Annotated in this window: 3 protein-coding genes, 1 tRNA gene and 2 rRNA genes (1 of these 6 cut by a window edge); all 6 read right to left on the reverse strand. The window is 50.3% G+C overall.

All coding sequences use genetic code 11. The annotated features are described in order from the left end of the window. Positions 1 to 4: 4 nt before the first annotated feature. Positions 5 to 1,141 (reverse strand): restriction endonuclease subunit S, encoded by a 1,137-nt coding sequence (locus tag N2M06_RS13155; RefSeq protein WP_346350986.1) that lies wholly within the window; start codon positions 1,139 to 1,141, stop codon positions 5 to 7. Then, complete coding sequence (locus N2M06_RS13160) at positions 1,138 to 3,279, reverse strand: N-6 DNA methylase (protein WP_346350987.1); 2,142 nt, start codon at positions 3,277 to 3,279, stop codon at positions 1,138 to 1,140. Before N2M06_RS13160 ends, N2M06_RS13155 begins: the two co-directional genes overlap by 4 nt. A gap of 12 nt (positions 3,280 to 3,291) precedes the next feature. Further along, positions 3,292 to 3,516: a helix-turn-helix domain-containing protein gene (locus N2M06_RS13165; protein WP_346350988.1), complete on the reverse strand. Its 225-nt coding sequence runs from the start codon at positions 3,514 to 3,516 to the stop codon at positions 3,292 to 3,294. A gap of 453 nt (positions 3,517 to 3,969) precedes the next feature. Continuing rightward, positions 3,970 to 4,046, reverse strand: a tRNA-Asp gene (locus N2M06_RS13170). A gap of 35 nt (positions 4,047 to 4,081) precedes the next feature. Next, positions 4,082 to 4,196, reverse strand: a 5S ribosomal RNA gene (rrf, locus tag N2M06_RS13175). A gap of 81 nt (positions 4,197 to 4,277) precedes the next feature. Beyond that, positions 4,278 to 6,923: ribosomal RNA gene (locus tag N2M06_RS13180) — 23S ribosomal RNA — on the reverse strand (it continues 242 nt past the right edge of the window).

Consider the following 6,923-nt stretch of genomic DNA (forward strand, 5'->3'; position numbering starts at 1 on the left):
TGATTTACACGGTCAGCTCGCCGCTCATAAGTTTGGGTAGTAGCAGGTCGCGGGCTTTAGCGAGCCTGGCATTCTGTGCCATTAGATTTCGAATCTGCTCAAAGTTGTTCTGAACTATCTGTACGAATTCATCCAAAATACTATTTGGAGGCAAGGGAACAGCATACTTATCAAAGCAGGAATTCTGGACTCTCTGGCGACCAGACGAGCCCGTCATGCTTTTAATTGCGTTCTCTCGAAACGGATACGACCGAGCTAAACAGTAGACAAATTCCGAAGGTACTCGCTTTCCTCTCAATACGATGAACTCTGTAGACCCACAAGCCACTTCATCTTCAGCAAGGAAATAGGCATAACCAGTTTTACCGTTCTCCAAACATGGAGTAATCCGGGCTAACAAGACGTCATTCTTTTTAAATTTAACGTTGGTGTGTTTGGTTCGCCGCTCAAAATCAGCTGTGTTAGCTGTCATCGATGTTTCGGAGAGTGATGACATGGGCACATACCAAATCTCTTTACCTTTTTCGACGGGGGTTCTCGGATTAACGTCAATCACATCTGGCACGAGAGTCGGCTCCCAGCCTTCCGGCACACCATCGGTAATCTTGACTTGCTCATGCCCGGGGAAGCGCAGGTGAACAAACCATTCCTGGTACAGTAGGCGAGCGGATTCGTCTAGCAACTGAATGCGGCGGCGGTTGTTTTCGATGAGGTCGTCGTATTTGGCGATAAATTCCGCAGTTCTTTTCTGTTGTTTAATTTGAGGAAGGCGAATTCGATACTTGGCAAGGGAATCAATTGTAATTTGTGCCTGTGCAGCACCAGAGTTTAATTTGTCTTTAAGGTTCTCTCTGTTCAGCAAATAACACAAATATCGTTTATCAACCTTTGAATCATCTAGCTCTAGGACAATAGATAAATTAGTTATCCATGCATTAGGTGGTGATATTTTTACATCTCCAGTTCCGCCCACCCCTCGAGCTACCACAATAAGCATTGGATCGTTGTAAAGATACTCTTTTGAATACCCTGTAATCCGGTAGCCACTATAAACAGGGAAACCTTCGTCAACAGCTAAGTCTTTTGACAACATCTTTCCATACTTCATGGAACTGATTTGACCTAGTTCGACAATATTCATACCCCCAACTCCTCAAAGTTACGAGCAATCTTTTCGGCCAACTCTGCGGCTTCCGAATTTAAGCCTTGCAGCTCAATATGAATATCACGCAGGGCTTCTTCAAAGTCGAAGTCTTCATCCACTTCCTCCGGTGCCACACCCACATAGCGGCCGGGCGTCAGGCTCCAGTCAGCGGCTTCAATGTCTTGGATGTCCACCAGTTTGACCAAGCCTTCTACATCACACAGCTTGCCTTCCGGGAAGCGGCTTAATAGCCAATGGGCTTGTTTATAGAAGTAACGTACCTGTTTGAGCTGCTCCACCGCCAGCTTGCGGGCCTCGTCGGCGGTTTTCTTTAAGTTGCTGCGACCACGACCATTAAGCAGCGTGTTATCCCAGAGTTCGCTATCTTTGGCGTCATTGGCTTCGGCCAATTCAATCACGCGGGTTGCCAGCTTATAGGCGAGATCAATTTCTTTAATCAGGTTGCGGCTTTGCTCAGCCAGGTCTTTCAGGCAGGCATCTTTATCGATGAAGTCCAGCAGACTGGCAGCATCGTTATATTCGTATTTATTCCACCATTTTTGCAAATCATTGGTCAGAATTTGAAACGCGGACCAGCCACCTTCAACAGTGCCTTTGGCATTAAGGAAATCTACATAGGGTTCAACATTAATGCCATTTTTCTCTAGTTTATCCATCAAGGGTTGAAAGGCTTGGCTGAGTTTTTCCAACTGACTGACAAAGTCAGGTACTGGGTTGCACATGAGTTCTTCTGAGAACTCACAATAGCGCGCTTCGAAAATTGACTTGTCGATGTAGTGTTTAACTAATTCAACAAAACGCTCGCCTTCGCCACGGTATAGCCAGACCACGGCAGTCAGGTTCTGCTGCTGCTCGGGGCTGAAGTCGTAAATCTTGCGGGTAACTTTGCGGTAGACGTTGCGGGCATCCAGCATTAACACCTTGTCTTTCAGGTGTTCTGGCTTGTTTTTATTCAGAAACCACAGCTGGCATGGCACAGATCGGGTGTAAAAGAAGTTACCGCGAATATCGACCATGATGTCCACATGGCCCGTTTTAACCAACTGCTCGCGCACCTTGGCTTCATCCCGCCCAGCGCTGGAAGCCTGGGATGACATGACAAAACCTGCTCGGCCCGTATCGTTGAGATAGCTATAGAAATACTGAATCCACAGATAGTTAGCGTTGCTGACTTTTTTGTTTTTATTCACGCCCGGCAAGCCAAAAGGCAGGCGGCGCTTATCGCCTTTGATTTTATCGGCGTCGACTTCATCTACGTTAAATGGCGGGTTGGCCATTACATAATCGACAGTGCCGAACAGGCCTTCGTGCGGGTCGTTATAGTAGGTAATGGCGGCTTCACCACCTTCTACATTACCTTCAAGGCCATGTACTGCGAGGTTCATTTTGGCCAGGCGTGTGGTGACGCGGTTTTTCTCGTGGCCGTAAAAAGTCAGCTCATGTGGATCTTGCGCGTGGCGCTCCATAAAATGGGCGCTTTGCACGAACATACCTCCGGAACCGCATGCTGGGTCAAAAATTTTGCCGTGATCCGGCTCCAATACATTCACAATCAACTGCACTAACGAGACTGGGGTGAAAAACTCACCACCATCGTGCGCGCCCTGATCGGCAAACTGGGTGAGGAAGTATTCGTAAATTCGCCCAAAGATATCGCCCGTAGCTTTTTTTAACTCTTCCGGGTTTAGCGTACGCAGGAGCATGCCCAGTACGTCGTTAGGAATATTGTTGTATTCCTGCTTCGGCAGCTGGTTACGTAGGTTGGTGTAATCGGCCTCGATGGACTCCATGGCATGGATAATGGCTTCGGCACGATTATCGGCATCCGTCAGGGCTATGAGGTAATCAAACTGTGCTTCTGGTTTAAGATAGATGGCGCTTTTTTTAGAGAAGTCTTCTTTAGTGAGTTCGCGGGTTTTGCCTCCGCGACTGGGCAGGGTGGCGACAATCTCGTCTTTTACCGCCAGATAGCGGCTGTAGGCATGACGCAGAAAGATCAGCCCCATCACCGGCAAAAAGTATTCGTTGCTGGCTAGTTCCGAGTTGGCGCGTAGAGTATCAGCCGATTTCCATAGGCGTTTTTCAATTGCTTCGATGTTTTCCAGTTGTGCCATGGGGCCGGATTCCTAGTTATCTTCTGATTTACTGTTTGCTGATTTCATTGCTTCGGTGGTACTGGCACGGTTGTGCTGGGCAGCGATGTATTGCTCCAGCTCGCTCTGCTTGAATCGCCAAGAGTTACCCACCTTAAAGCCCGGTAGCTCGCCGCTTGCGGCCAGACGGTATATGGTCCGCTCATTCACCTTGAGGTAATCGGCCACCTCTTTGATGGTTAATATGGGGTCACTCATGATGAGAAGTCCCACTCGTGTCGAAATAGTACAGTTCTGTCAATATATAGAGTCTGATAGGGAGATCAAGTAGGATAGATGTTGAGGCCTGTTAGTAACTAAACAAGTGGGCTCTGAAGTTGGCAGTGATATCAGTTCCAGCAGAAAATTGATCATTGTCTGGGAAAAATGGCGTGTTTAAACAGCGTCATACTTAACTTAATCCAGCATCTGTCTGCAGACAGAGTCCAGCTTTCGTCAAAATGACAGTCTAAACAAATGATTAATCCATTTGGTATAAGGAGAGACACCAAAAGTGAAGGCTTTGACCTTCGGCCAAAACTGGCTCTGAGTCACGAAATGGTCACGGTTTGGTCACGAGGAGGGATTTGACAGATTGAGGGACGCTGGGTTTACTGAGGGTATAAAAGCAAAAAGCCCTTAGCTATCAACTAGCTAAGGGCTTCTTTAAGATGGCGGAGCGGACGGGACTCGAACCCGCGACCCCCGGCGTGACAGGCCGGTATTCTAACCAACTGAACTACCGCTCCGCAAAAGCTGTATAGTCAGGAGTACTATATTTGGTGCCTGGCAGTGACCTACTTTCACATGGCAGCTGCCACACTATCATCGGCGCGGTTGCGTTTCACTGCTGAGTTCGGCATGGAGTCAGGTGGTTCCACAACGCTATGGCCGCCAGGCATAAAACTGTAATTCGAAAAAAGCTGTTTTGATGAATTTGTTCTTGAGACCGCAAGTCTCTCACACTTCTTGGGTGTTGTATGGTTAAGCCGCACGGGTCATTAGTACAGGTTAGCTGCACGCCTCACAGCGCTTCCACACCCTGCCTATCAACGTCCTGGTCTCGGACGGCCCTTTAGAGGTATCAAGTACCTGGGGATGACTCATCTCGAGGCTCGCTTCCCGCTTAGATGCTTTCAGCGGTTATCGATTCCGAACTTAGCTACCGGGCAGTGCCACTGGCGTGACAACCCGAACACCAGAGGTTCGTCCACTCCGGTCCTCTCGTACTAGGAGCAGCCCCTCTCAATCATCCAACGCCCACGGCAGATAGGGACCGAACTGTCTCACGACGTTCTGAACCCAGCTCGCGTACCACTTTAAATGGCGAACAGCCATACCCTTGGGACCGACTTCAGCCCCAGGATGTGATGAGCCGACATCGAGGTGCCAAACACCGCCGTCGATATGAACTCTTGGGCGGTATCAGCCTGTTATCCCCGGAGTACCTTTTATCCGTTGAGCGATGGCCCTTCCATTCAGAACCACCGGATCACTATGACCTGCTTTCGCACCTGCTCGACGTGTCTGTCTCGCAGTTAAGCTGGCTTATGCCATTGCACTAACCGTACGATGTCCGACCGTACTTAGCCAACCTTCGTGCTCCTCCGTTACACTTTGGGAGGAGACCGCCCCAGTCAAACTACCCACCAGGCACTGTCCTCATCCCCGATAAGGGGACCAAGTTAGAACATCAAACATACAAGGGTGGTATTTCAAGGTCGGCTCCACGGCAACTGGCGTCACCGCTTCACAGCCTCCCACCTATCCTACACATGTAGGGTCAATGTTCAGTGCCAAGCTATAGTAAAGGTTCACGGGGTCTTTCCGTCTAGCCGCGGGTACACCGCATCTTCACGGCGATTTCAATTTCACTGAGTCTCGGGTGGAGACAGCGTGGCCATGGTTACACCATTCGTGCAGGTCGGAACTTACCCGACAAGGAATTTCGCTACCTTAGGACCGTTATAGTTACGGCCGCCGTTTACCGGGGCTTCGATCAAGAGCTTCACCTTACGGCTAACCCCATCAATTAACCTTCCGGCACCGGGCAGGTGTCACACCCTATACGTCCTCTTGCGAGTTAGCAGAGTGCTGTGTTTTTGATAAACAGTCCCAGCCACCTGGTCACTGCGACTGGCTCAGGCTCCATCCGCGAAGGACTTCACCCGCTCCAGCGTACCTTCTCCCGAAGTTACGGTACTATTTTGCCTAGTTCCTTCACCCGAGTTCTCTCAAGCGCCTTGGTATTCTCTACCCGACCACCTGTGTCGGTTTGGGGTACGGTTCACACACATCTGAAGCTTAGAGGCTTTTCCTGGAAGCAGGGCATCAATGACTTCGGTACCGTAGTACCTTCGTCTCGGGTCTCAGCGTTGCAACTCCGGATTTACCTAAAGTCACCGCCTACGCCCTTTCACCAGGACAACCAACGCCTGGCCCATCTAGCCTTCTCCGTCCCCCCATCGCAATGTGTGTCAGTACGGGAATATTAACCCGTTTCCCATCGACTACGCCTTTCGGCCTCGCCTTAGGGGCCGACTCACCCTGCCCCGATTAACGTTGGACAGGAACCCTTGGTCTTCCGGCGAGGAGGTTTTTCACCCCCTTTATCGTTACTCATGTCAGCATTCGCACTTCTGATATCTCCAGCATGCTTCACAACACACCTTCGCAGACTTACAGAACGCTCCCCTACCACTCACGCAAAGCGTGAATCCGCGGCTTCGGTGCCTGGTTTTAGCCCCGTTACATCTTCCGCGCAGGCCGACTCGACCAGTGAGCTATTACGCTTTCTTTAAATGATGGCTGCTTCTAAGCCAACATCCTGGCTGTCTGAGCCTTCCCACTTCGTTTCCCACTTAACCAGAACTTGGGGACCTTAGCCGGCGGTCTGGGTTGTTTCCCTCTTCACGACGGACGTTAGCACCCGCCGTGTGTCTCCCGGATAGTACTTACTGGTATTCGGAGTTTGCATGGGGTTGGTAAGTCGGGATGACCCCCTAGCCCAAACAGTGCTCTACCCCCAGTAGTATTCGTCCGAGGCGCTACCTAAATAGCTTTCGGGGAGAACCAGCTATCTCCCGGTTTGATTGGCCTTTCACCCCCAGCCACAAGTCATCCCCTAATTTTGCAACATTAGTGGGTTCGGTCCTCCAGTTGATGTTACTCAACCTTCAACCTGCTCATGGCTAGATCACCGGGTTTCGGGTCTACTCCTAGCAACTATTCGCCCAGTTAAGACTCGGTTTCCCTACGGCTCCCCTATACGGTTAACCTTGCTACTAAAAGTAAGTCGCTGACCCATTATACAAAAGGTACGCAGTCACCCTCGAAGGGCTTCCACTGCTTGTACGTACACGGTTTCAGGTTCTATTTCACTCCCCTCACAGGGGTTCTTTTCGCCTTTCCCTCACGGTACTGGTTCACTATCGGTCAGTCAGGAGTATTTAGCCTTGGAGGATGGTCCCCCCATGTTCAGACAGGATATCACGTGTCCCGTCCTACTCGATTTCACAACAAGAGCGGTTTGGTGTACGGGGCTATCACCCTGTATTGCCGGCCTTTCCAGGACCGTTCCACTACCGCTAATGCTGCTTAAGGGCTGGTCCCCGTTCGCTCGCCGC

Source organism: Oceanimonas sp. AH20CE76 (assembly GCF_039654065.1).
Lineage (GTDB): Bacteria > Pseudomonadota > Gammaproteobacteria > Enterobacterales > Aeromonadaceae > Oceanimonas > Oceanimonas smirnovii.